The 393-nt window shown below is 54.7% G+C and carries 1 protein-coding gene; it reads right to left on the reverse strand.

All coding sequences use genetic code 11. The annotated features are described in order from the left end of the window. Window positions 1-22 precede the first annotated feature (22 nt). Window positions 23-208 carry a Rop family plasmid primer RNA-binding protein gene (locus I6F17_RS37495; protein WP_013772937.1) on the reverse strand — a complete coding sequence of 62 codons (186 nt, stop codon included), beginning with the start codon at window positions 206-208 and terminating at the stop codon, window positions 23-25. Window positions 209-393: the final 185 nt, after the last annotated feature.

Consider the following 393-nt stretch of genomic DNA (forward strand, 5'->3'; position numbering starts at 1 on the left):
TTGCGCACCCGTTCACCGATTTTCACGCATTTTCCTCGCCTATCTGTGCGTTCAGCATGGCGTAAAGCGCTTCGGCCTGATCGTGCAGGTGCTCACAGCAGCCGGCAGCCTCATCCAGATCCATCTGCTCGAGCCGCTCAAGGAGGAGAAGTGTCTGTGCGCGGATAAATTTGGCCATATTGAGGGCGGCGGATTCCTGTCTGGTCACTGGTGATTTTCCCCGTCTGGTGATGATTTTTGCGTGAAAAGAGCATGGCGTCATTCTGGTGCATAGTCATGCATGCCGTTAAAATTTAACAGGCGCGTTTCTGACGGGTTCCGGGGTGGTTTGTTGTGGTTTTTGTCATGGTTTCGTCAGGCACGCGCTGAACGCGTCTCAGGCGGTGCGGGCAA

Origin of the sequence: Bradyrhizobium sp. NBAIM18, assembly GCF_020193825.1 — a bacterium.
In the GTDB taxonomy this organism is placed as follows: Bacteria; Pseudomonadota; Alphaproteobacteria; order Rhizobiales; family Xanthobacteraceae; genus Bradyrhizobium; species Bradyrhizobium yuanmingense.